Raw genomic sequence first — 19,819 nt, 5'->3', positions numbered from 1 at the left:
AGCCTGGGGACGTGCACGGGCCCTGTCGTCGCCGGTGCGGCCCGGCGGCCTCAGCCGCCGCAGCCCTCGCCGCCGCCGGCGCCGCCGCAGCAGGCCTTGCCCAGGCCCTTCTTGCGGCTTTTGAGAAGGGACAGGTCGCCCGCGCCGTAGACCTCGGCCAGGGCCGTCTCCAGAAAGCCCGAACATTCGTAGGGCAGCACGCCGTGGGCCGTGAGCACCTTGCGCGGCGTTTCGCCGTAGGCGGCCACGAGCACGGCCCGGCAATCGGAGAGCACCTTGGCCAGCTCCTCCCAGCGCCTGGGGCCGGCGCCCGGGTCGGGGGCCCAACGGTCCTCGACATAGGCGAAGCCGATGTCTTCCTGCTTCCAGATCTGGAACTTGTGGGCCTCGCCCAGGTGCATGTTGACGAGCATGCCCTCGCGGGTGGCCACGGCCACGTAGGGGCGCTTGTCCAGGTCGGCCCCGGGCACGGTGCGGGAGCATTCGCCCAAAAGCGGCGCGAGCTCGCCCGAGCGGTCGTTGCATAAAAGCCCCACGGCGTCGGCCCGGCAGCGCTTGCAATGGCTCATCTGGGGCACGAGGCCGCCGGCCTTTTCGCGCAGGTCCTTGATCATCTCGGCCGAGGGCGTCGGCACGTCGGCAAAGGGCGTGTCGGCCACCGGGAAGATCGGCATGATGTTTTGGATGTCCACACCCAGTTCCGACAGCTTCTTGGAGACCTCCAGGACGTGCTGGTCGTTGACGCCCGGGATGACGATGGTGTTGGATTTGACGATCACCCCCTTGTCCTTGAGGATGCGAATGCCTTCGAGCTGGCGTTCGAGCAGCAGCTTGGCCGCGGCCTCGCCGCGCAGGATGACCTTGCCGTCCCGGGCCCAGGCGTAGATCTTGGCCCCGATTTTCGGGTCCACGGCGTTGACCGTCACGGTGACGTGGGTGACGCCGAGTTCGGCCAGTTCGGCCGCGTTTTTGGGCAGGGCCAGGCCGTTGGTGGACAGGCAGAAAAGCATCTGCGGATACTTGTCCTTGAGCAGCCGGATGGTCTCCAGGGCCTCGGGGTTGGCCATGGGGTCGCCCGGGCCGGCGATGCCGACCACCGTGATGCGGGGCTCCTTTTCCAGGACCTTTTCCATGTACAGCACGGCCTGCTCGGGAGTGAGCACGGCGCTGGTGACGCCGGGCCGCGATTCGCTCACGCAATCGTACTTGCGGTTGCAGAAGTTGCACATGATGTTGCATTTGGGCGCCACGGGCAGGTGGACGCGGCCGCAGGAGCCGGCGGATTCGCGGTTGAAACAGGGGTGCTTGGAAAGGTCCTTGGTGGTGGTCATGGCGCGCTCCTTTGGGAAATGGCCGCTGCCGGCCTAGAGATAGCCGTACCCGACGGCGCTGTCTTCCTGCTTGCGTTCGAGGATGGTGTTGACGAGGAGATCGAAAAGCGTCTGGGTGCCGCGGTAGCCCACGTGGAGCAGCCGCTGGCCGCCGAAGCGGTCGTGGATGGGAAAGCCCACCCGCACAAGCGGCACGCCCATGTCCTTGGCGTAGCGGTAGCCCTTGCTGTGGCCGACGAGGAGGTCGGGGGCGAGCGTGGACGCCTGTTCGGCGATGTCGTGGAAGTCCACGCCTTCCCGGGCCTCGGGCGGCTCGGGCAGCAGGCCTTGGGTCACCTCGGCCAGGGCCTGCTTGAAGTTGCGGCACTTGGCGCCGGTTGCGGCCAGGATGGGCTTGACGCCGATCTCGGCCAGAAAGGCCACCATGGCGATGACCATGTCCTCCTCGCCGTAGACGATGGCCCGCTTGCCGGCCACGTACTTGTGGCCGTCGACGTAGGCGTCGACCAGGCGGCCGCGCTCGGCGGCGTATTTTTCCGGCATGGGGCGGCCGGTCAGCTCCTCCAGGGCGTCGAAGAAGCGGTCGGTTTCCCGGATGCCGACGGGGATGCCGAGGCGGATGTTTTTCACGTCGAAGCGACGTTCCAGGTTGGCCCCGGCGCTTTCGGCCGTGTGTTCGGCCCGGCCGCATTCGATGGTGCCCAGGGCCGCGGACATGGCCCGGATGTCGGCGAGCCTGGTGCCGCCGGCGGGCAGCTTTTCGTAGTCGAGCAGGGCCGGCCGGTCCATGGTCTCGGAGATGTCGGGCAGCACCGTGGCCGCGACGCCGTAGTCGGCCAGGATTTCCTTGAAATGGCGCAGGTCGGCCGGCGAGACGAAGCCCGGCAGGAGGTTTATGCGCCGCTCGGCCGGCAGCTTTTCCCGCACGAGTTGGGCGGCCAGGGCGGCCGTGGCCGCGTGCCAGCCCTCCATGTGGGTGCCGGAGTAGCTCGGGGTCGAGACGCTGACGATCTCCGGCAGGGGCAGGTCGGCGAACTCCTTGCGGAATTCGGCCAGAAGCCGGGGCACGTCGTCGCCGATGGTCTCGGTCAGGCAGGTGGTGGCCACGCCGACCACCGTGGCCCCGTACTTGGACATGACGTTGAGGATGCCCTTTTTGAGGTTGGGCCCGCCGCCGAACACGGCCTGCTTTTCGCCCAGCGCCGAGGAGGCGATGTCCATGGGCTCGCGGAAGTGGCTGATGATGTAGCGGCGCATGTAGGTGGCGCAGCCCTGGGAGCCGTGCAGGAACGGAATGGCCCCCTCCACGCCCCGGAAGGCCAGGGCGGCGCCCAGGGGCGTGCACAGCTTGCAGGCGTTGGTGGTGGAAACGTAGGGGGAATCGCTCATATGCCTTCTCCGCCGGCCGCGCGCTTGGCGGCGGCCTTTTCCTCGGCCTTGGCCATCGCCTCGCGACGGGGCACGAACCGCCAGATGGGGCTCGTGGCCGAGGCGTGGACTTCCTTGGCGAAATTGAGCATGCCGACGAAGCCTTCCAGGGCTTCCTTGCGTTCGTGGTTGTGGTCGCAAAACCCCACGCCGAGCTTGTGGGCGATGGGGCGTTCCTTGACGCCGCCCACGAACAGGTCCACGTCGAGTTCCTTGACGTACTTGGAGAGTTCGAGGGGGTTGGAGTCGTCCACGATGACCGTGCCGGGGTCGCAGATGGCGGCCAGTTCCTCGTAGTCTTCCTTGGTGCCGGTCTGGGAGCCGACCAGCACCACCTTCATGCCCAGGTGGCGGAAGGCCTTGATCAGCGAAAAGGCCTTGAAGGCGCCGCCGACGTAGACGGCCACCTTCTTGCCTTCCAGGTCCTTGCGGTACTGCTTGAGCTTGGGCAGCAGATTCGCCAGCTCCTCGCGCACCAGGTCCTGGGTGCGTTCGACGATGCCCGGGTCGCGGTCCTTGAAATGGTCGGCCACGGCGTAGAGCGAGTCGGCCATGTCCTCGATGCCGAGGTAGGAGACGCGCAGAAACGGCGTGCCGAAGCGTTCCTGCATCCTCTGGGCCAGTTCCATGGTGGCCCCGGAACATTGCACCACGTTTAAGGCCGCGCCGTGGCAGCGCTTGATGTCGGCCACCCGTCCGTCGCCGGTGATGTTGGCCACCACCTCCACGCCCATCTTGCGGAAGTATTCGCGGATGATCCAGATTTCCCCGGCCAGGTTGAAGTCGCCGAGGATGTTGACGGAGACGGGGCTGATGCCGGCCGTGTCGCCCGTGCCGGCGAGCGTGAACATGGCCTTGCAGGCGGCGGCGTAGCCTTCGCGCTTGTTGCCCTTGAACCCCTCGGACTGGACCGGGATGACCGGAATGCCGGTCACTTCGGCCACGTCGCGGCACACGGCGCCCACGTCGTCGCCGATGATGCCCACGATGCAGGTGGCGTAGACGAAGGCCGCCTTGGGCTGGTGGCGGGCGATGAGTTCGAGCAGGGCGGCCTTGAGCTTTTTCTCGCCGCCGAAGATGACGTCTTTTTCCTGAAGGTCGGTGGAAAAGCTCAACCGGTGCAGCTGCGGGCCCGAGGACAGGGCGCCCCGGATGTCCCAGGTGTACACGGCGCAACCGATGGGGCCGTGGACCAGGTGCAGGGCGTCGGCGATGGGGTAGAGCACCACGCGCGAGCCGCAGAACACGCAGGCCCGCTGGGACACCGCCCCGGCCAGGCTGTCGCGGTTGCAGGCCAGCTCAAAGGGCCCTTCGCCCTTGCGGTGGATTTGATCCCGTCGTTCCTCGAAAATGGCCTCTTCCATGCAAGCTCCTTTCCCCGGTCACCTGTTGTCGGGGTCAGCGAGACTATACAAGGAGCGTGCCACGCGATAACAGCTTGAATTTGTTTAGTTTGTATTGGAAGTGTCACAGGCCCTAACAAAATTGTAGCAGCGCCGGCAACAGAATTGTAGCCACAAGCAGGCTTTGGTCCAAAAAACGTGGACGCTGGTCACCAATCGCCCGCGAAGGCCGGCCTGGGCGCCGCCGGGCGGGCACGGGGCCGCGCCGTGGAGACAGTGGTTGTGATGGTATCAGCCCGGCGACGCCGGACGGGCACGGGGCCACGGCCCCCGACACGGCCCATGCGCGGATTGTCGGCGTCCCGTCACGCGTTCGTCGCCTGGGGCGGCCCGGCCCGGACTATAAGCGGCGGGCATAAACGTCACCCACAACGCCCACCGGCACGGAACCATGACAAAACCACTGCGCTCCCGCCTCCACGACGCCTTTTTCCGCTTCGTCCACGGCAACCGCCTCATCTACAACACCTGCTGGGAAGATCCCCGCCTGGACCGGCGGCTGCTCACCCTCGGGCCTAACGACAAGGTGGTGGTCATCACCTCGGCCGGGGACAACGCCCTGGACTACCTGCTCGACGGCCCGGCCGCCGTGGCCTGCGTGGACGTCAATTTCCGGCAAAACGCCCTGCTGGAGCTCAAGCGGGCGCTTTTTGCCGCAGCGGGCTTCGAGGAGCTCTACGCCTTTTTCGGCGACGGCGGCGGCCCGGGCTGCGCTGCCACCTATGCCCGCATCAGGGGGGTGCTGCCGGACTATGCCCGGGCCTTCTGGGACCGTAACATCGACTATTTCAAGGCCGGCTTCCTGTCTCGCTCGTTTTACTACCACGGCGCTTCCGGGGCGGTGGCCTTCGCCTTTTCGCGGCTTTTAAGCGCGGTCAAGCCCGGCCTGCGGCGCCGGATCCCCGAACTGCTGGCCGCGGTCGACCCCGAGGAGCAGCGCCGGATCTTCGGCGAGATCGAGCCGGTCTTCTGGGACCGCCTCAGCCGCTGGCTGGTGGGCCGGCCGGAAACCATGGCCCTGCTCGGCGTGCCCCGGCCCCAGATCGCGCTCATTCGCCAGTCCCATCCCGGGGGCCTGGAAGGCTTCGTGCGCGACAAGGTCCGCCAGGTCTTCACCGGCCCGCCCATGGCCGAGAACTATTTCTGGCGCGTCTACCTGACCGGCCGCTACAGCCGGGACTGCTGCCCCGAATACCTCAAGCAAGAGCACTTTCCGGTCATCCGCGACCGCCTGGGGAGGCTTTCCAGCCACACCGCGACGCTCAGCGCCTTTTTGGCCGAAAACCCCGGCCCCTACAGCCGGTTCGTCCTCCTCGACCACCAGGACTGGCTGGCCAGCCACGCCCCGGCCGCCCTGGCCGAGGAATGGGACTTGATCCTGGCCGCCGCCGCGCCCGGGGCCAGGATCCTCATGCGCACGGCCGGCCTGGACGTGTCCTTCGTGCCCGGCCCGGCCCGGGCGCGGCTGCGCTTTTTCCCGGAACTGACCGAACCGCTGCACCCCGCCGACCGGGTCGGCACCTACGGCAGCCAGCACCTGGCCGAGGTGGCCTGATGGAGGCCGGGTGCGCCCATTCCCTCCAGGCCTACTACGCCTGGCACGCCCGCATCTACGACGCTACGCGCTGGAGTTTCCTGTTCGGCCGCGACCGGCTTGTGGCCCGGGCTGCCGCGGCCTTCGGCCCCAGGCGCACGGCGGCGCTGCGCATCCTCGAGGTCGGCTGCGGCACCGGCCGCAACCTGCGCCGCCTGGCCCGGGCTTTTCCCGCCGCGCGCCTCACCGGCATCGACCTGTGCCGGCCCATGCTCGATCGGGCCGAGCGGGCCGTGGCCGGCCAGGCCGGCCGGGTGGACCTGCTGTGCGAGGCCTACGCGCCCGGGAGCTTCGAGCCGGCCTCGGCCGACCTGATCGTCTTTTCCTACAGTCTGTCCATGTTCAACCCCGGCTTCGAAGCGGCCCTCGACGCGGCCCGAGGGCACCTGGCCCCGGGGGGCCTCGTCGCCGTGGCCGATTTCCGCCATTCGCCCAAAGCCTGGTTTCGGGCCTGGATGGGCGTCAACCACGTGCGCCTGGACGACCAGCTGCCGCCGGCCCTGGATCGCCGTTTCACCCGGGAGGCCGCCGAGACCCGGACGGCCTACGGCGGCCTGTGGACGTATTTCCTGTATCTGGGACGCTAGAGCATCCGGCTCAGTTGGTGGTCAGGCCGCCGTCCACGTGGAAGACCTGCCCGGTGATCCAGCCCGCCAGCGGCGAGGCCAAAAACACGGCCAGGGGGGCCACGTCCTCGGGCCGGCCGATGCGGCCCAGGGGATAGATGGTGCGGATCATGTCCTGGAAGCGCTCCCGGCCCTCGGGCGAGAGCCGCTCCAGGTTGTGCCGTACCTGGGCCGAGTCCACCGTGCCCGGGGCGATGGCGTTGACCCGCACGCCGACCGGCCCCAACTCGAAGGCCAGGGCCTTGGTGAAGGAATCGAGCCCGCCCTTGGTCATGGAGTAGAGGGTCGACAGCCGCCCCGGGAGCATGCGGTCCGCGAAATAGGACGAGATGTTGAGGATCGAACCCTTTGTTTCGGTCAGGGCCGGCAGCAGCGCCCGGGACAGGAAAAAGGGCGTGCGCATGTTGAGCGTCATATGCGTGGCGTAGCCCGCCTCGGTCACGGCGGCGATGGGGTCGAAACGGCCGATGCCGGCGTTGTTGACCAGGACGTCAACACCGCGCCCCAGGCCCACGATGTCGTCGGCCAGGGCTTCGGCCGCGCCCTCCCGGCTGAGGTCGGCCACGATCCCGGCCGATTCCCGGCCCAGGCTCTCCCCGGCCCGGGCGAGCTTGCCCCGGTCGCGGCCGGCCAGGACCACGAAGGCTCCGCTGACGGCAAAAGCCCGGGCCAGGCCGAGGCCGATGCCGTCGCTGCCGCCCGTGACCACCACGGTCTTGCCCGTGAAATCCATGCGCAACGCGTCCATGTGCTTCTCCGTTGTTATGGTTCCATAAAATTTGGCCCCTAAATATGTGGCCGGGATTGGCCGGCTATGGCCGACTATCCGGCCCGCCGGTCAGGCCAGCCGGGCCAGCCCCTGGGCGACCTTGGCCAGAAGCCCGATCAGGGTGTCGCGTTCGGCCTCGGTGAGCGCCTCCATGGCCGTGGCCACGCGGTCGTAGTGGCCGGGCAGGACGGCGTCGAGCAAGGCCATGCCCTTGTGGGCCGGCAGCACCGTCACGGCCCGCCGGTCTTCGCTGCCATGCTCCCGGCGCACGCAGCCGTCGCGCTCCAGGGTGTCGAGCACGCCGGTCATGGTGGCGCAGGTCACGCCCGTGGCCGCCGCCAGGCGCGACGGTGACAGCCCGTCCGGGTTGCGGGCCAGCAGGATCAGCACGGAAAAGCGCCGCAGCGACAGGCCATGGCCGGCCAGATGCCGTTCCATGCTGGCCAGGGCGTCCTGGCCTGTGCGCAGGAGCTGCAGGAAGGTGACGTCCAGGTTGGGATAGCGCTGCCGGAGTTTGCCCAGGGCGTCCCGGTGGGGCAGGTCACGCAGGTCGAACATTGTTGACTCCGTATATTTAGGAGCCTAAATATACCGGGCCGTCAAAAGGCGCAAGGAAAACTTGGCCAAACCGGGCAAAGGTGCAGGCCGATGGCAGCACCGGCCGGCTGGCCCACTTCGGAAACCGGATGCCACAACCTCCGGCCGGCTGGCCCACACCGAAAAACGGATGCGGCAACTCCCCGTGCCGGCGGTTTACCCGAGAAGCAGGTGGTAACCCCCGGCCGGCCAGCGCGACCCGGGAACCGGATGCGGCTGCCCCCGGCCGGCTGGCACACCCGGGGGAACCGGATGCGGCTGCCCCGGCCGGCCGGTTCAACCCGGGAAGCGGATGAGGTAGACGCCGGCCGCCAGCAGCAGGCTGCCCAGCAGCCGTTTGCCGTCGAAGGGGATGTGGGGAAAGCCGAGCAGGCCGAAATGGTCCAGGGCCATGGAAGCGGCCAGCTGGCCGGCCAGGGTCAGGGCGATCATGGACGCGGCGCCGATGCGCGGGGCCAGGATCACCGTGGCCGTGACGAAAAACGCCCCCAGCGAACCGCCGACCCAGTACCACCACGGCGTGCCCGGCACGGCCCGGGACAGGGGCAGCCCCTGGCCCATGGCGGCCAGCACCAGCCCCAGCGCGACCGTTCCCACGAAAAAGGACACGAAGGCGGCCGGGATGGCGCCGTCCACCACCCCGGCCAGCTTGGCGTTGATGCCGGCTTGCACGGGCATGAACATGCCGGCGGCCAGGGCCAGGATCAGATAGGCCGATTGCATGGCGCCCCCGGCTCAGTACCGCTTGTCGATGACGGTCTTGCCGATGGGGGCCAGGGCCAAGGCGGCCAGTTTGAGGTGCTGCAGGGCGAAGGGGATGCCGATGATGGTGATGAAGTTGGCCACGGCCGCGAGCAGATGGCCGATGGCCAGCCAGACCCCGGCCAGGACGAACCAGATGATGTTGCCGACAAGCCCCAGCGCCCCGGTGCCGATGTCCTCGCCCGAGACGTGGCGGCGGTCCACCACTTCCTTGCCGAAGGGCCAAAACGACAGGTTGCCGAGCACGAAGCAGGCCCGGGTCCAGGGCAGGCCGATGATGGTGATGGCCATGAGCACGCCGGCCAGGTACCAGCCGATGCCCATCCAGAAGCCGCCGAGGAGAAGCCACAGGATGTTCATGAGGAAATTGACGGGCTGCATAGGGGATGCTCCTTTACTTAGGCCAGTTGCTTCATGAGGTTGGACACGGCGCGCAGGTGGGCTTTTTCCTCCTGGCCAAGCGTTGCGTACAGCGCGGCCGATTCCGGCGCCGCCGCCTTCTTGGCCAGCCGCAGGTAGAGGTCCAGGGCCTGCGCCTCCACCGAGGCGGCCAGCTCCAGGGCTTCCCGGGCCGATTCCGGCGCGCCGCCGAGCTGTTCCAGGAAACGCTCGCCGGGCAGGCCGCCCTCGAGGGCCGTGGCGCCGCCGTCCAGGAGCCGGGCAAGCTCCGTGTCGTCGCCCGTGGCCTTGCGGTAGAGGGTGTGCACATAGTGGAGGTGGCGTTCCTCGACGCCGGCCAGGCGTTCGAAGACGGCCCGGGCCTCGGCGTCGGGGGCTTCCTTGGCCAGGGCCTGGTAGAAGCCGCCCAGGGCCGCTTCCATGGCCAGGGCCGTGCGCAGGATCACCCCTGGCGCCTCGTCGCCGCGAAGCAGGGTCATGCCGGCGTCGGGCGCGCCCACGGCGGCCGCGCCCTGCCAGGCCATGGCCCCGCCGAGCATGTTGACGACGCGGGGAAAGCCGGCCCCGGCCAACAGCTTGGCCGCGGCGGCGCTGCGGCCGCCGGAGCGGCAATAGACCACCACCGGCCGGTCGCGGTCGAGGTCGTCGAAATGGTCGGGCAGTTCCGGCAAGGGCAGCAGCCGGGCGCCGGGCAGGTGGAACTCCTCGTATTCGGGTTTAAGGCGCACGTCGAGCAGGGTCAGCTCGCCGGGCCGGGTCGTGTCGAGGAGGGCGCGCACCTCGTTTGGCGACGCGTTTTGGATCGGGTCCGGGGAGGCTTGGCGAGACATGGGCACTCCGGGGTTACGGGTTGCGCTCGGGCCGGCGGGTAGGGTAGGAATCGGCCAGCCTGCCCGCAGCATATGCGCGTGGCGGGGAAATCTTGTCAAGGCGGCAGCGTATGGCGCACACGCGGTGGCTGACACCGGTCTGGCTCGAAGTGCTGGTGATCCTGTTGCTGGGGAGCGGGCTGGCCGTGGCCATGAACATGGCCCGGGAAGAGCCCGTGCCCTGGGTGATCGATTTCGCCGCCCTGGACCGCCGCGAGGCGCTGCGCAAGGGCCTGGAGACCGTCGACGCCCATGCCGCCCGCATCATGCTCGGCAAGCCGGGCGTGGTCTTCGTCGATGCCCGGACGCCCGAGGAATTTGCCATGGGCCACGTGCCCGGCGCCAAAAGCCTGCCCCAGGAGGCCATGTACGGCGAACTCGACGCCGCGGCCAAGTCTCTGGGCCTGTCCACCGAGGACAGGCTCATGGTCTACTGCGGCGGGGTGCTGTGCGACAAGAGCAAGGAGCTGGCCGAGGCCCTGCGTACGGCCGGCTATCCCTACGTCACGGTGGTCACGGACGGCTTCGACGGCTGGGTGGCGGCCGGCGGCTCCACGGAGGGCGGCATATGAGGATCGTGTATTTCCTGTTGCGCGCCGCCCTGGGGCTCGTGTTCCTGGCCGCGGCCTGGGACAAGGTCGCCGATCCGCTGGCTTTCGCCAAGATCATCCGCAACTACCAGATCCTGCCGGAACTGCTCGTCGGTTTCGCGGCGCTGGTTCTGCCCTGGATCGAGGTGGTGGTGGGCATGTGCCTGCTTGTCGGGCTTTTTTCGCGCGGGGCCGGCCTTTCGGCAACGCTCATGATGGCGGTGTTCCTTTCGGCCATGGCCTGGGCCATGCACAAGGGCATCAGCACCCAGTGCGGCTGCTTCACCACCAAGGCCGACGACGCCATCTCGGCCAGGACCTTCGTGCGGGACGGCTCCATCCTGGCCCTGGCCCTCGTCGTGACCGTGGGGGCGTTCCTGCGGGCCCGGCGGGCCTGAGCAAGGCTCTCCCATGTCCGGGGTCAAGATCATCCCCATCGGCCAGCCCCGTACCGTGCGGGAGCGGCTGCTCGAAGCCCTGGGCGACCTGCTCGCCCGGCAGGGCTTCGACGGCCTGTCCCTCGAGACCGTGGCCAAGGCGGCCGGTTTCGAGCGGGCCGTGCTGCTGCGCCATTTCCAGGACCTTGACGACATGGTCACGGCCTTTGGCCAGTCCGCCGCCTTCTGGCCGCCGGTGTCCGAACTGCGGGCCGAGGTGGTCGACCGTTTCGCCGCCCTGCCGCCGCGCCTGCAACTGTCCCATTTCTTCAAGGCCACCATCCGGGGGCTGCTGGCCCGGCCGCGCACCCTGGACATCCTGGCTTGGGAGCTCATGTCGCGAAACCGCTACACCAGGCTGCTGGAATACCCCCGGGTGCGCTGCGCCCTGGAATTTTTCGAGTCCGTGACCGGCGAGGTGCCCGATTCCCTGGACCTCACGGCCGTGGTGGCCGTGCTTGGCGGCGCGGCCATGTTCCTCACCGTCCGCTCCCGGCAAAGCGGGGTGTTCGGCGGGCTCAACCTCTACGACGACGAGGACCGCCACCGCGTGGACCGGGTCATCGACCTGATCGTGGGCGGCATCCTGCGCGAGGCCGACATCCGCTGACGGGAAAAGGAGAAGAGCCTATGTTGATGCTGGGCAAAAAGGCCTTGGTTTTCGGCGTGGTCAACGAACGCAGCATCGCCTACGGCATCGCCAAGGCCCTGCGCGACAACGGCGCCGCCCTGGCCCTGGGCTACGCCGCCGAACCCATCCGCAAGCGCATCGAACCCATCGCCGCCAACCTGGGCGCCGACTTCGTCTTCCAGTGCAACGTCTCAAAGGACGAGGAGATCGCCGAGGCGGCCGCGCTGGTGCGCGAAAAGTGGGGCGGCGTGGACTGCCTGGTCCATTCCATCGCCTACGCCAACCGCGAGGACCTGGCCGGGCGGTTCATCGACACCAGCCGCGAGGGCTTCCGGGTGGCCCTGGACGTCTCGGCCTATTCCCTGGTGGCCTTGTGCCGGGCTTTCGAGGGGCTTTTCGCCTCCGGGGCCTCGGTGATGACCATGAGCTATTACGGCTCGGGCCGGGTCGTGGCCAACTACAACGCCATGGGCGTGGCCAAATCCGCCCTGGAGGCCAGCGTGCGCTACCTGGCCGTGGACCTCGGCGCGCGCGGCGTGCGCATCAACGCCATCAGCGCCGGCCCGGTCAAGACCATGGCCGCCTCGGCCATAAGCGGCTTCCGCACCATCCTCGAAACCATCGAGAACCGCTCGCCGCTGGGGCGCAACATCTCGCTGGACGACATCGGCCGCTGCGCCCTCTACCTGGCCTCGGACCTGTCCTCGGGCACCACGGGCGAGGTGATCTTCGTCGATTCCGGCTACAATATCATGGGGGTGTAGGCATGGACCGCGAGGCCTTGCTGCGCCGCATCGCCCCCTGCGGCCTGGATTGCGGCCGCTGCCTGGACAACCCGGACAGCCCCATCGTCCGCCATGCCCGGGCCTTGCGCGGGGAACTCGGCGGTTTCGGCCATCGGGCGCCCTTTTTCGCGGCCATGGACCCGGCCTTTGCCGCGTATGCCGCCTTCGAGGCGCTCCTTGACCGGCTGGGCCGGGCCTCCTGCCGGGGCTGCCGGGAGGGGCAATGCCTGCTGGCCTCCTGCCGGGTCAAGGACTGCGTGGGGCGGCACGGGGTCGACTTCTGCCATGCCTGCCCGGAGTTCGAAACCTGCGACCCCGGCTTGCCCGAGGGCCTGACCGAACGCTGGCGCGCCAACAATCGCCGCCTGGCCGAGATGGGCCTGGCCGCCTACGCCGACTGGGTCGCGACCAAGCCCCGCTACTGACGTTGCGGTCCGGTGTCCGGCCACCGCCCGAGGGTGGGGTGGCGGCCGTTTTCCTAGCCGCCGCCCACGGGCGGGAAGATGCCCACCCGGTCGCCGTCGGCCAGTACCCGGTCGAGGTCTGCCGCCGTGCCGTTGACGAACACGATCTTGACTTCCTCGCGCGGGATGCCCAGGCGGTCGATCAAGGCGTTGACGGTCTCCCCGGGGCCAATGGGCAGGGCGTTGGCATTGCTTGGCGTCAAGGGCGCCAGGGTGGCGAAACAGCGCAGTTCGATGGGCATGGTGTCTTCCTCGCGCGGGGCCGGCCGGGCCGTTTTTTCATATGCTCTATAAAACATGGCCAGGCGCTTGTCCATGCGGCGAGACAGGCCCGCAAAAAACGGGGATGCGTTGCCATTGCCGTGTCAAGGGTGTATTCCTGGCTCGGTGGGGCTTCTCGCCCCTGGCGTTGCGGCCGGGCGGGGCCGGCTTCCCGGTGTCGGGGTGACGGCCTGATTTGGGCGCGGCCCGGGTCCCGGGAAAGCACGATGGGCAGCGGTGATGGAGCCATGCGAAACGTCCTGGGCTATGTCGCGGTCACGGTTTTTTTCCTCATCGGCGGGGCAATGGCCCTTTTCTACGTGCGCTCGGGCGAGCAGGGGACGTCCCCGGTCTGGCCGGGCGGGGAGATCCGCGTCGGCTATTCCATCGAGCCTCCGTATGCCTACCGCGCGCCCGGCGGCGAAGTGACCGGGGCCGGGCCGGAAGTGGCCAAGGCCGTGCTCGGCCAGGCCGGCATCGGGCCCATCCGCTGGGTGTTGCTCGATTTCCAGGAAGCCTTCGGCGCCCTGGCCGACGGCCGCATCGACATGATCGCCAACGGGCTGTTCATCACCCCCGAACGGGCCCGGTTCATGCGGTTTTCCAAGCCCTACAGCCGCACCGGGCATGGGCTTTTGGTGCGCTGGGGCAATCCGCTGGGCCTGCGTGCCTATGCCGATGCCGTCAGGCATCCCGGGGCCGTGGTGGCGGTGCTCGACAGCGCCGTGGAGCAGCAGGCCCTTTCGCGCCTGGGCCTGCCGCCCGACCGCCTGTTCGTGGTGCCCAATCCGGCCGACGGGCTGACGGCCGTGCGCACCGGCCGGGCCGACGCGCTGGCGCTGTCCGCGCCGACCGTGGCCCAGCTTGCCGGCGAGGCCCCGGGAGAGGTCGAGACGGCCTTCCCGTTCGTCCCGGAGCCGGATGCCGCGCCCGGGGAAAGCGCCTTCGCCTTCCGGCCGGCCGATCAGGACCTGGCCCGGCGGGTGGATGCGGCCCTGGAGGCGTTTCGAAACACGGCCCGCTACCGCGAAATCATGGCCGGGCTCGGCTTTGAAACCGTGGCCCCCTCGGGGGGGAACCACTGACATGCCCTCGCGCATGCGTGGCAGGGGCCTTGGCGTTTCACGGGGCTGGATCGACCTGCATCTGTATGCCATGGCCACGGCAGCTGTCTTGACCGGGGTCCTGCTGTGGTGGACCAACGCGTCCTGGCGGGAAAACCTCACCGTCGATCCGCCGCTGCGCAGCGAGTTGCGCCAATGCCGGTCCGACCTGACCAAGGCCTACCTGGCGGTGGTACGCCACCAGGGAGGCTTGGGTGCGGCCATGCCGGTCGAGGCCGCCGCCTATATGGAACAGGCCCTGGCCGCGGTCGAGGCCGTCCGGTCCAGCCTGGGCCGGTTCGCCTCGGGCCGGTTCACCTCGGACGAGGAGGCCGCTGCCCTGGCCGTCGACCTGGAAACCTACCGCGCGCAGATCCTCCGTTTCGGGGCGTTGCTGGGCCGCGCGAAGCCCGGGGCCGGCGATACCCGGGACGTGCTGGACGTCGAGCGGCATGCCGCCTTCGCCTCCCTGGAAAAGCTCGGCGACAGCCTGGACAACGCCTTCGAGGGGCGGCTTATCGCCGCAACCAGGCGCCAGGACCGGCTCAGCCGGCTCCTTTTTTACGTCTGGCTGTCGTTTCTGGCCGTGCTGGCCGTCACCTTGTCCCTGGCCGCAGCCCGGCGCCGCAAGGCCGAAATGGCCCTCGTGGAGAGCGAAGGCCGCTACCGGCTGCTGTTTACCCAGTACATGGACGTCATCGTGCTCGTGGACGAGGAGACGGAGCGCATCCTCGACTGCAATCCGGTGGTCACCGGCGAATGGGGCTATTCCCGCGAGGAGCTGTTGGGCCAGAAGCTGTCCCGGTTTCGCCTGGAATCCGCCGCTGCCGGCCGGGCGGCGCCCGTCGAAACCCTCCATGCCGACGGCCGGCGGGTCGTCAGCCGGGAGATGCGCCTGGCCACCCGCCAGGGGGAGGTCCGGGACGTCTCGGTCAAGACCGGTTTTTTCAAGCTCGACGGCCGGCGCGTGCGGCTGGAGATCCTGCGCGACGTCACCGAGCGCAAAAAGGACGAAACCGCCCTGGCCGAGCGCGAGGCCATGTTGCGGGGCCTGGGCGACAACCTCCCGGAGGGCGCCATCTTCAAAATCGAGGTCCAGCCCGACGGGACGCGGCGATTTGTCTATGTCAGCCGGGGGGTGGAGCGCCTTTTCGGCCTGGATGCGGCGGCGGTGCTGCGGGATGCGGGCAGCGTCTTCGCCCGTTTCGATCCCGGGGATTTGGAGGCCCTGCGCCGGGCCGAGGCCGAGGCCCAGGCCGACCTGGTCGTCTTTAACGTCCAGGCGCGCTTCCGGGGGCCGGACGGCGCGGCGCGTTGGGGCCAGTTGCGGGCCGCGCCGCGCCGGACCCCCGGGGGCGGTGTCGTCTTCGACGGCATCCTGGTGGATGTCACGGAACACAAGCGGGCCGAGGAGCGGCTGCGCCAGGCCATGGACGAGGCCAAGGCGGCAAACCGGGCCAAAAGCGAGTTTCTGGCCAACATCAGCCACGAGGTGCGCACGCCGCTCAACGGGGTCCTGGGCATGCTCCAGCTCCTTTCGGTCACGCTGTTGTCCAGGGAGGACGCCGACCACGTGCGCACGGCCCTGGCCTGCGGCCGGGGGTTGGTGCGGGTGCTGTCCGACATATTGGATTTTAGCCTCCTCGAGGCCGACCGGCTGGTCTTGCGCCGGGATGGCTGCGACCTCCAGGCCCTTGTCGCCGAGGTGTTGGAGGTCTTCTCCCTGGAAAGCGACCGCAAGGGGCTGGCGCTCACCTCGGCCGTGGACCCCGACGTGCCGCCCCAGGTGACCACGGACACGGCCAGGCTGCGCCAGATCCTGTTCAACGTCGTGGGCAACGCCGTCAAATTCACCGAAACCGGCTCGGTGCGCCTGGGCGTCAGCCTGGCCTCGCGCCGCGACCCGGACGTCCATCTCCTTTTCACCGTCACCGATACCGGCATCGGCATCCCCCGGGACAGGATCGAGGCCATCTTCGAGCCGTTCACCCAGATCGACGGCTCGCTGACCCGCAAATACGGCGGCACCGGGCTTGGGCTCGGCATCGTCCGGCGCCTGGTGGGCTTGCTCGACGGCTTCATAACGGTGGACAGCAGCCCGGGCGCGGGCACGCAACTGAGCTTCACCATCCGCTGCCAACCGGCCCGGGCCGCGGGCACCAGGGATATGGACGAGATCTTCCGGCGGCCGGACACGGCCAGCCCGGTCCGGGTGCTGGTGGTGGAGGACGAGGCCGTCAACCGCATGGCCACCGTGTCGATGCTGCGCAAGATGGGCTTCGCCGCCCAGGCCGTGGAGGACGGCGACGAGGCCCTCGACGCCCTGGAAGGCGACGCCTACGATGTGGTGCTCATGGACATCCAGATGCCCCGCTTAAGCGGCGACGAGGCTACCCGGCGCATCCGGCGGGGCGACCGGCCCGGCATCGATGCCGGCATCCCCATCATCGCCCTGACCGCCCACGCCATGGACGGCGACCGCGAGCGCTACCTGGCCTGCGGCATGGACGACTACCTGTCCAAGCCCGTGGACATCACCGCCCTGGGCAACGCCGTGGCCCGGGCGGCCGGGGCGCGCCGTCGGGCCGGGACCTGAGGCGCCGGCGTCGCCTGTCCCTTGACCTGGCCGCGCCCCCATGATTGACCGATACCAACGCCAACCCCATCACCGGAGGATGCACTGGATGGCTCCGACTGTCGTCGAATATCTGACCAAGCGGCTCAAGGACATCGGCATCACGGATGTCTTCGGCGTGCCCGGGGATTTCTCCTTCGCGCTCAACGATGCCGTGGATAATGATCCGGGCATGCGCTGGATCGGCTGCTGCAACGAACTCAACGCCGCCTACGCCGCCGACGGCTATGCCCGCATCAAGGGCCGCGCCGCGCTGTGCACCACCTACGGCGTGGGCGAGCTGTCGGCGCTTTGCGGCGTGGCCGGCTCGTTTACCGAGCACCTGCCCGTGGTCCACCTGGTCGGCATGCCGAGCGTATCCACCCAGCGGGCCCGGCGCATCGTGCACCACACCCTTGGCGACGGCAGCTTCGAGGCCTACGTGCGCATGACCGAACCGGTGGTGGCGGCAAGCGCCGTGCTGACCCCGGAAAACGCCGCCTGCCAGATCGAGCGCTGCCTGGAGGCGGCCGTGACCCGCAACCGGCCGGTCTACATCGCCCTGCCCCAGGACTACGCCGACGTGCCCCTGGCCGGGGAGCCCGTCTGCGCCCCCGAGGCCCCGCGCAGCGATCCCGGCACCCTGGCCGCCGCCGTGGCGGCCGTGGCCGAACGGCTGGATGCGGCCGGCTCGGCCGTGGTCCTGGCCGGCTACCTCATCGCCCGCCTGGGGCTGCGCGAGGTGGCCAAGGCCTTGCTCGCCCGCACCGGGCTGCCCTTTGCCACCATGTTCATGGACAAGACCGCCCTGGACGAGACCCTGCCCGGCTACATCGGTCTCTACGACGGCCGGATCATGAACCCCGAGGTGCGCGATTTTGTCGAGGGCTGCGACTGCGTGCTCAACCTCGGCGCGCTATGGAGCGATTTCAACACCGGGGCGTTCACCGCCAAGATCGACCCCTCGCGCATGATCGCCGTCATGCAGCACGAGACCCGGGTGGGCCATGCCACCTTCAAGGACGTGGAGATGCGCGACGTCATGGAGGGGCTGGCCAAGGCCGTTTCGCCAAAACCCGTGACCGTCGCCGGCCCCAAGGGCCTGGGCGAGCCCAAGGGCGCGCCCGGCGACCCCATAAGCCCCGATTCGCTGTATCCCCGGTTCGAGCGGTTCTTGCGCGAGGGCGACATCGTTGTGGCCGAGACGGGCACCATTTCCATGGGCCTGGGGTTTGCCCGCATGCCGGCCGGGGCGGAGTTTTTCAACCAGACCCTGTGGGGGGCCATCGGCTGGGCCACGCCGGCGGCCTTTGGCGCGGCCATGGCCGCGCCAAACCGGCGCACACTTCTTTTTACCGGCGAGGGCGCCCACCAGATGACGGTCCAGGAACTCGGCCAATTCGGCCGCTATGGCCTCGCGCCCGTCGTTTTTTGCCTCAACAACGACGGCTACCTGATCGAACGGCTCTTGTGCAAGGACCCCAAGAGTTCCTACAACGACCTGGCGCCCTGGCATTATGCCCAGTTGCCGGCGGCCTTCGGCATGCCCGACTGGTACTGCGCCAAGGCGTCCACCAACGCCCAACTCGACGCGGCCATGGCCGCGGCCGCCACCCAGCGGAGCGGCGCCTATATCGAGGTGGTCATGGACCGCATGGCCGCGTCGCCCCTGGCCCAGAAACTCGGGGAATCGATCCGCACGCTCTACGGCGGGCACTAAGCCCCGCCCTCGAGGGAGCCGGCGCGCCGGCGCCGCCTGGCTGCCGGGTGGCGTCGGCGCTGTATTTTCGGCCGGCCGGAAGGCGGGCAGGCCCGGGCTTGCGGCGTGGGGCCTCGTGCCAGTCGGTGGACCGACAGGCCCTGGCGGGAGGGGCGTGGGGGCAGCGAGGGGGCTCGGGGGCCGGCGGGGGGCTTGCGGCCATGCCATGGCCGGCCAGGTTTCGCGCGGCCCGGCCCCGGTCGCGGCCCGCGTTCGCGGCCATGCCGCTGGGCGCGGTTTTGGCCGGGTCAATCCGCGGGCGTGTCCAGCCCGGGGCGCGGGGGGCTGACGAGGTTTCGCTCCTCGAGCACGTGGCGGTAATCCTCGCCGTAGAGCGTCAGCATGACCATGGCGAAACCCAGCACCAGCGGGCCGTAGAGGATGCCCAGGGCGCCGAAGAGCTTGATGCCGCCGATGATGGACAGAAACACCCAGAAGGTCGACATCTTGGACCGGTTCTGCATGAGGATGGGCCGGATGATCGAATCGATGCTGGAGACCACGACCGCGCCCCAGCCGATGAGGAACAGCCCCCATTGCCACTGGCCGGTGAGCATGAGGTAGATCGACACCGGCAGCCAGATGATGGCCGTGCCGACCACCGGGATCAGCGAGGCGAACCCCATCATGCAGCCCCAGAAAAAGGGCTGGATGCCGACGATGAAAAGCCCGACCCCGCCGGCCGCGCCCTGGGCCAGGGCGATGACGAAGGCGCCGAGGATCACGGATTTGGCCACGTCGTCGAGCTGGCGGAAGATGCGGTTTTCCTGGTCCGTGGACAGGGGCAGCAGGTAGCGGGCGTAGCCGAGCATGGCCTCGCCGTCGCGGATGAGGAAAAACAGCACGAAAATGAGGATGACGAAGTTCATGGTCAGCACGAAGACGTTGCCGAGGATGGTGGTGCCGCTGTCGAGGAGGATTTGGCCGGCGTTTTTGGACAGGGAAAGCAGGTCGGCCTGCAGGGCGAGCTTTTTGATGTCCAAAAAGGGCAGGTGTTCCTGGACCCAGTTGAGGTAGGGGGCCACGGATTCGTGGCTGAACAGGGCGTTGAAGTCCGTGGTGGCCAGTTTGGCCTGCAAGGCGTTGACGGACTGGACGCCCTGGGCGAGCAGGGCGCCGAGGAAGAAAAAGACCGGGATGATGAGGCAGGAAAAGATCAGCCCCGTGGTGACCAGCGCGGCCAGGGTGGGGCGCGGGCCGCAAAGCCCGGCGATCTTGCGGTGCACGGGCCGAAACAGGGCGGCCAGGACCAGGCCGATGATGAGGATGTCGATGAAGGGACGCAGGACCAGGAAGGCCAAGACCAGGGCGCCGGTCAGGATGAGCAGCAGGAAGGTCGAATAGAATTGTCTGCGTTCTCTGTTCATGCCGTGGCCTGTAGCAAAATCGGCGTGCCG

At 68.7% G+C, this 19,819-nt stretch carries 20 protein-coding genes; 10 read left to right on the top strand and 10 right to left on the bottom strand.

The annotated features are described in order from the left end of the window. Nucleotides 1-50: 50 nt before the first annotated feature. From ACP59X_RS13810 to nifE, 3 genes are read right to left on the bottom strand one after another with little or no spacing between them, the layout of a single operon-like run. Complete coding sequence (locus ACP59X_RS13810; RefSeq protein ID WP_428559282.1) at nt 51-1,331, bottom strand: radical SAM protein; 1,281 nt, start codon at nt 1,329-1,331, stop codon at nt 51-53. A gap of 33 nt (nt 1,332-1,364) precedes the next feature. After that, nucleotides 1,365-2,720: a nitrogenase component 1 gene (locus ACP59X_RS13805; RefSeq protein WP_428559280.1), complete on the bottom strand. Its 1,356-nt coding sequence runs from the start codon at nt 2,718-2,720 to the stop codon at nt 1,365-1,367. After that, a complete protein-coding gene (gene nifE / locus ACP59X_RS13800) occupies nt 2,717-4,123 on the bottom strand; it encodes a nitrogenase iron-molybdenum cofactor biosynthesis protein NifE (protein WP_428559278.1) in 1,407 nt (468 codons plus the stop codon). The genes ACP59X_RS13805 and nifE overlap by 4 nt, the downstream gene beginning before the upstream one ends. A gap of 430 nt (nt 4,124-4,553) precedes the next feature. On the opposite strand from nifE, the gene ACP59X_RS13795 reads away from it, so the two are divergent. Beyond that, nucleotides 4,554-5,717, top strand: a complete 1,164-nt coding sequence (locus tag ACP59X_RS13795) for a BtaA family protein (protein ID WP_428559276.1) — start codon at nt 4,554-4,556, stop codon at nt 5,715-5,717. Then, nucleotides 5,717-6,343, top strand: a complete 627-nt coding sequence (locus ACP59X_RS13790) for a class I SAM-dependent methyltransferase (RefSeq protein ID WP_428559274.1) — start codon at nt 5,717-5,719, stop codon at nt 6,341-6,343. The genes ACP59X_RS13795 and ACP59X_RS13790 overlap by 1 nt, the downstream gene beginning before the upstream one ends. 10 nt (nt 6,344-6,353) lie before the next feature. Here the strand turns inward: ACP59X_RS13790 and ACP59X_RS13785 are convergent, their stop codons facing one another. The 5 genes from ACP59X_RS13785 to ACP59X_RS13765 form a co-directional block, all read right to left on the bottom strand. After that, nucleotides 6,354-7,130, bottom strand: coding sequence for an SDR family NAD(P)-dependent oxidoreductase (locus ACP59X_RS13785; protein WP_428559272.1), 777 nt, complete (start codon nt 7,128-7,130; stop codon nt 6,354-6,356). Between the two features lie 90 nt (nt 7,131-7,220). Beyond that, entirely contained in the window at nt 7,221-7,709 is a 489-nt protein-coding gene (locus tag ACP59X_RS13780) for a MarR family winged helix-turn-helix transcriptional regulator (RefSeq protein ID WP_428559270.1), read from the bottom strand. Between the two features lie 315 nt (nt 7,710-8,024). Next, a complete protein-coding gene (locus ACP59X_RS13775; RefSeq protein WP_428559268.1) occupies nt 8,025-8,471 on the bottom strand; it encodes a DMT family transporter in 447 nt (148 codons plus the stop codon). 12 nt (nt 8,472-8,483) lie between these two features. Then, nucleotides 8,484-8,891 (bottom strand): YccF domain-containing protein, encoded by a 408-nt coding sequence (locus ACP59X_RS13770; protein WP_428559265.1) that lies wholly within the window; start codon nt 8,889-8,891, stop codon nt 8,484-8,486. Nucleotides 8,892-8,908: 17 nt separating this feature from the next. Next, nucleotides 8,909-9,739 (bottom strand): rhodanese-like domain-containing protein, encoded by an 831-nt coding sequence (locus ACP59X_RS13765; protein WP_428559263.1) that lies wholly within the window; start codon nt 9,737-9,739, stop codon nt 8,909-8,911. Between the two features lie 110 nt (nt 9,740-9,849). Here ACP59X_RS13765 and ACP59X_RS13760 point away from each other — a divergent pair, with 110 nt between their 5' ends. The 5 genes from ACP59X_RS13760 to ACP59X_RS13740 are packed head-to-tail and all read left to right on the top strand — an operon-like array spanning nt 9,850 to nt 12,646. Beyond that, on the top strand, nt 9,850-10,350 hold the full coding sequence (locus ACP59X_RS13760) for a rhodanese-like domain-containing protein (RefSeq protein ID WP_428559260.1): 501 nt from the start codon (nt 9,850-9,852) through the stop codon (nt 10,348-10,350). Further along, entirely contained in the window at nt 10,347-10,766 is a 420-nt protein-coding gene (locus ACP59X_RS13755) for a MauE/DoxX family redox-associated membrane protein (protein WP_428559258.1), read from the top strand. Before ACP59X_RS13760 ends, ACP59X_RS13755 begins: the two co-directional genes overlap by 4 nt. A gap of 13 nt (nt 10,767-10,779) precedes the next feature. Continuing rightward, the gene (locus tag ACP59X_RS13750) at nt 10,780-11,415 is read left to right on the top strand and encodes a TetR/AcrR family transcriptional regulator (RefSeq protein WP_428559256.1); all 636 of its coding nucleotides are present in this window, start codon (nt 10,780-10,782) and stop codon (nt 11,413-11,415) included. A 20-nt stretch (nt 11,416-11,435) separates the two neighbouring features. Next, nucleotides 11,436-12,200, top strand: a complete 765-nt coding sequence (locus tag ACP59X_RS13745) for an enoyl-ACP reductase FabI (protein ID WP_428559254.1) — start codon at nt 11,436-11,438, stop codon at nt 12,198-12,200. Between the two features lie 2 nt (nt 12,201-12,202). Beyond that, complete coding sequence (locus tag ACP59X_RS13740) at nt 12,203-12,646, top strand: DUF3795 domain-containing protein (protein WP_428559252.1); 444 nt, start codon at nt 12,203-12,205, stop codon at nt 12,644-12,646. Nucleotides 12,647-12,699: 53 nt separating this feature from the next. Here ACP59X_RS13740 and ACP59X_RS13735 read toward each other — a convergent pair whose 3' ends face one another. Next, nucleotides 12,700-12,927 (bottom strand): MoaD/ThiS family protein, encoded by a 228-nt coding sequence (locus ACP59X_RS13735; protein ID WP_428559249.1) that lies wholly within the window; start codon nt 12,925-12,927, stop codon nt 12,700-12,702. Between the two features lie 267 nt (nt 12,928-13,194). Between ACP59X_RS13735 and ACP59X_RS13730 the strand changes: the two genes are divergently transcribed. From ACP59X_RS13730 to ACP59X_RS13720, 3 genes are all read left to right on the top strand, one after another. After that, nucleotides 13,195-14,031 carry a transporter substrate-binding domain-containing protein gene (locus ACP59X_RS13730; RefSeq protein WP_428559247.1) on the top strand — a complete coding sequence of 279 codons (837 nt, stop codon included), beginning with the start codon at nt 13,195-13,197 and terminating at the stop codon, nt 14,029-14,031. Nucleotide 14,032: 1 nt separating this feature from the next. Beyond that, the gene (locus ACP59X_RS13725) at nt 14,033-16,645 is read left to right on the top strand and encodes a response regulator (protein ID WP_428559245.1); all 2,613 of its coding nucleotides are present in this window, start codon (nt 14,033-14,035) and stop codon (nt 16,643-16,645) included. Nucleotides 16,646-16,733: 88 nt separating this feature from the next. Beyond that, nucleotides 16,734-18,383, top strand: a complete 1,650-nt coding sequence (locus ACP59X_RS13720; RefSeq protein WP_428559243.1) for an alpha-keto acid decarboxylase family protein — start codon at nt 16,734-16,736, stop codon at nt 18,381-18,383. Between the two features lie 287 nt (nt 18,384-18,670). Here ACP59X_RS13720 and ACP59X_RS13715 read toward each other — a convergent pair whose 3' ends face one another. Further along, the gene (locus tag ACP59X_RS13715) at nt 18,671-19,789 is read right to left on the bottom strand and encodes an AI-2E family transporter (RefSeq protein ID WP_428559240.1); all 1,119 of its coding nucleotides are present in this window, start codon (nt 19,787-19,789) and stop codon (nt 18,671-18,673) included. Nucleotides 19,790-19,819 lie beyond the last annotated feature (30 nt).

Origin of the sequence: Solidesulfovibrio sp. DCME (assembly GCF_049995385.1) — a bacterium.
Taxonomy (GTDB): domain Bacteria; phylum Desulfobacterota; class Desulfovibrionia; order Desulfovibrionales; family Desulfovibrionaceae; genus Solidesulfovibrio.
The sequence above is the reverse complement of the archived record's forward strand: the minus strand, read 5'-3'. Positions and strand labels throughout refer to the sequence as shown.

Bases quoted from the DNA above. Each gene is read 5' to 3' on its own strand.
- ACP59X_RS13810 (WP_428559282.1), bottom strand. From the start codon at position 1,331: ATGACCACCACCAAGGACCTTTCCAAGCACCCCTGTTTCAACCGCGAA.
- ACP59X_RS13805 (WP_428559280.1), bottom strand. From the start codon at position 2,720: ATGAGCGATTCCCCCTACGTTTCCACCACCAACGCCTGCAAGCTGTGC.
- nifE (WP_428559278.1), bottom strand. From the start codon at position 4,123: ATGGAAGAGGCCATTTTCGAGGAACGACGGGATCAAATCCACCGCAAG.
- ACP59X_RS13795 (WP_428559276.1), top strand. From the start codon at position 4,554: ATGACAAAACCACTGCGCTCCCGCCTCCACGACGCCTTTTTCCGCTTC.
- ACP59X_RS13790 (WP_428559274.1), top strand. From the start codon at position 5,717: ATGGAGGCCGGGTGCGCCCATTCCCTCCAGGCCTACTACGCCTGGCAC.
- ACP59X_RS13785 (WP_428559272.1), bottom strand. From the start codon at position 7,130: ATGGACGCGTTGCGCATGGATTTCACGGGCAAGACCGTGGTGGTCACG.
- ACP59X_RS13780 (WP_428559270.1), bottom strand. From the start codon at position 7,709: ATGTTCGACCTGCGTGACCTGCCCCACCGGGACGCCCTGGGCAAACTC.
- ACP59X_RS13775 (WP_428559268.1), bottom strand. From the start codon at position 8,471: ATGCAATCGGCCTATCTGATCCTGGCCCTGGCCGCCGGCATGTTCATG.
- ACP59X_RS13770 (WP_428559265.1), bottom strand. From the start codon at position 8,891: ATGCAGCCCGTCAATTTCCTCATGAACATCCTGTGGCTTCTCCTCGGC.
- ACP59X_RS13765 (WP_428559263.1), bottom strand. From the start codon at position 9,739: ATGTCTCGCCAAGCCTCCCCGGACCCGATCCAAAACGCGTCGCCAAAC.
- ACP59X_RS13760 (WP_428559260.1), top strand. From the start codon at position 9,850: ATGGCGCACACGCGGTGGCTGACACCGGTCTGGCTCGAAGTGCTGGTG.
- ACP59X_RS13755 (WP_428559258.1), top strand. From the start codon at position 10,347: ATGAGGATCGTGTATTTCCTGTTGCGCGCCGCCCTGGGGCTCGTGTTC.
- ACP59X_RS13750 (WP_428559256.1), top strand. From the start codon at position 10,780: ATGTCCGGGGTCAAGATCATCCCCATCGGCCAGCCCCGTACCGTGCGG.
- ACP59X_RS13745 (WP_428559254.1), top strand. From the start codon at position 11,436: ATGTTGATGCTGGGCAAAAAGGCCTTGGTTTTCGGCGTGGTCAACGAA.
- ACP59X_RS13740 (WP_428559252.1), top strand. From the start codon at position 12,203: ATGGACCGCGAGGCCTTGCTGCGCCGCATCGCCCCCTGCGGCCTGGAT.
- ACP59X_RS13735 (WP_428559249.1), bottom strand. From the start codon at position 12,927: ATGCCCATCGAACTGCGCTGTTTCGCCACCCTGGCGCCCTTGACGCCA.
- ACP59X_RS13730 (WP_428559247.1), top strand. From the start codon at position 13,195: ATGCGAAACGTCCTGGGCTATGTCGCGGTCACGGTTTTTTTCCTCATC.
- ACP59X_RS13725 (WP_428559245.1), top strand. From the start codon at position 14,033: ATGCCCTCGCGCATGCGTGGCAGGGGCCTTGGCGTTTCACGGGGCTGG.
- ACP59X_RS13720 (WP_428559243.1), top strand. From the start codon at position 16,734: ATGGCTCCGACTGTCGTCGAATATCTGACCAAGCGGCTCAAGGACATC.
- ACP59X_RS13715 (WP_428559240.1), bottom strand. From the start codon at position 19,789: ATGAACAGAGAACGCAGACAATTCTATTCGACCTTCCTGCTGCTCATC.